Here is a 2,044-nt window from a genome sequence, read left to right on the forward strand (position 1 = left end):
CCGGAGCGGTGTCCGAGGAGACGGCCGCGGCAGGCCGGGTAACCGAACAGCCGCTGGACGCACGGCTGTTGGGGGCTGGGGCGTTCAGCTGTACGGCGGTGGGGCGCCCTGGGTGAGGACGCTCCGCAGGCCGGTGAAGGCGTCCCGGAGGCCGGTGAGGGCATCGGGGATGCGCCAGGCCGCACGGTCGCGCGGGCCGACGGGGTTGGAGATCGTGCGCACTTCCAGCAGGGGGATGCCGTGGACGGCGGCGGACTCGGCGACGCCGAAGCCCTCCATCGCCTCGGCCGCCGCTCTGTGGCGTTGCCGTAGGGCTCGGGCGCGTTCGGCGGTCCCGGTCACGGTGGAGACCGTCAGGACGGGGGCGTGGACGGCGCCGAGCATCCGGGCGACGGCGGCCGAGAGGTGGGGTGCGCAGGTGTGTTCGGAGGTTCCGAAGCCGAGGCTCTCCACGGAGAGGAACCCGTCGGAGGTCTCGCAGCCCAGGTCGGCGGCGATCACGCGGTCGGCGACGACGACGGAGCCGACGTCGGCGACGGGTGCGAAGCCTCCCGCGATCCCCGCGGAGATGACCAGGTGATAGGGGTCTCCGCGGACGGCGGCAGCGGTGAGCGCCGCGTCGGTCGCGGCGGCTGCGGCCGCCGGGCCCACTCCCCCGGCCACCAGGTCGGCGGTGAGCGGCCGGTGCCGGACGGAGCCGGGGCCAGGGCCGCCAACTGTCCGGCCGACCTGCGCCGGGACACCGTCCGTGGCGCAGGTGACGCGGAGCAGTTCGCGGCCCGGCAGGTCGCCGCGCCCGGCCGGCTCGACCGGTCCGAGGCCGCGGGCGACGGCGTCGCGTTCGGCGTCGACGGCGGTGACGACGAGGAGGCGGATCGTTGTCATGAGGAGAACTGGACGTACCCGTGGTCGCCTATGACCAGGCGGTGAGTGGCGGGGAGTCCGGGGGCGAGGGTGACCTTGACGTTGCGGCCGATGAGGGAGGCGGCCACGCGCCGGATGCGGTCGAAGGACGACTCGCGCAGCACGATCGAGTACTCGATCTCGCTGTGGATGATGCGGCAGTTCTCCGCGACGGACGTGGAGGGGCCGACGTAGGAGTCGCTGACGATGCTGCCGGCGCCGATGATCACGGGTCCGACGATGCGGGAGCGCCGGACCTCGGCGCCCGCCTCGATGCGTACGCGCCCGATGATCTCGCTCTCGTCGTCCACGTAGCCGTCGACGCTGGGCTGGAGGCGTTCGAGGAGGGTGCGGTTGACCTCCAGCATGTCGGCGACGTTGCCGGTGTCCTTCCAGTAGCCGGTGATGACCGTGGAGCGGACCTCCATGCCCTGGTCGATCATCCATTGCAGGGCGTCGGTGATCTCCAGTTCACCTCGGGCGGAGGGGCGGATCGCCCGTACCGCTTCGTGGACCGCGGTGGTGAAGAGGTACACGCCGGCGACGGCGAGGTCGCTGCGCGGTTTGCTGGGTTTCTCCTCCAGGCAGAGGACGTTGCCGTTGTCGTCGGTGACGGCGACGCCGAAGGCGGTGGGGTCGCTGACGCGGGTGAGCAGGACCTGAGCGTCGCGCGGGTCCTTGCGGAACTCGTCGACGACGTCGGTGATGCCGTCGAGGACGAAGTTGTCGCCGAGGTACATGACGAAGTCGTCGTCGCCGAGGAAGGGTTGGGCGATGAGCACGGCGTGGGCGAGGCCGAGTGGCTCGCTCTGCGGGATGTAGGTGACCTTGAGGCCGAAGGCGGATCCGTCGCCGACGGCGGCCTCGATCTCCGGGGCGGTGCTGCCGACGATGACGCCGACGTCGGTGATGCCCGCCGCGGCGATCGATTCGAGGCCGTAGAAGAGGATCGGTTTGTTGGCGACCGGCACCAACTGCTTGCTGGACGTGTGGGTGATCGGTCGCAGTCGCGTACCGGATCCCCCCGCGAGCACGAGAGCCTTCACTGTTCCATCCAGGTGACGGGTGGCTGGTGGTGAGTTGGAGTGGCGGTCGTCCGGGGCCGGACGGTGTTGTCCGGCCCCGGACGGGTCCTGTGGAT

The 2,044-nt window shown here is 71.3% G+C and carries 2 protein-coding genes; both read right to left on the reverse strand.

Annotated elements, in window-relative coordinates:
- Window positions 1–84: 84 nt before the first annotated feature.
- Complete coding sequence (locus ACIPTO_RS15745; RefSeq protein WP_401192164.1) at window positions 85–885, reverse strand: futalosine hydrolase; 801 nt, start codon at window positions 883–885, stop codon at window positions 85–87.
- Window positions 882–1,949, reverse strand: a complete 1,068-nt coding sequence (locus ACIPTO_RS15750; RefSeq protein WP_366325696.1) for a glucose-1-phosphate thymidylyltransferase — start codon at window positions 1,947–1,949, stop codon at window positions 882–884. Before ACIPTO_RS15750 ends, ACIPTO_RS15745 begins: the two co-directional genes overlap by 4 nt.
- Window positions 1,950–2,044 lie beyond the last annotated feature (95 nt).

The sequence above is a fragment of the Streptomyces sp. NPDC090083 genome, assembly GCF_044747445.1.
Taxonomy (GTDB): Bacteria; Actinomycetota; Actinomycetes; order Streptomycetales; family Streptomycetaceae; genus Streptomyces.

Bases quoted from the DNA above. Each gene is read 5' to 3' on its own strand.
- ACIPTO_RS15745 (WP_401192164.1), bottom strand. From the start codon at position 885: ATGACAACGATCCGCCTCCTCGTCGTCACCGCCGTCGACGCCGAACGC.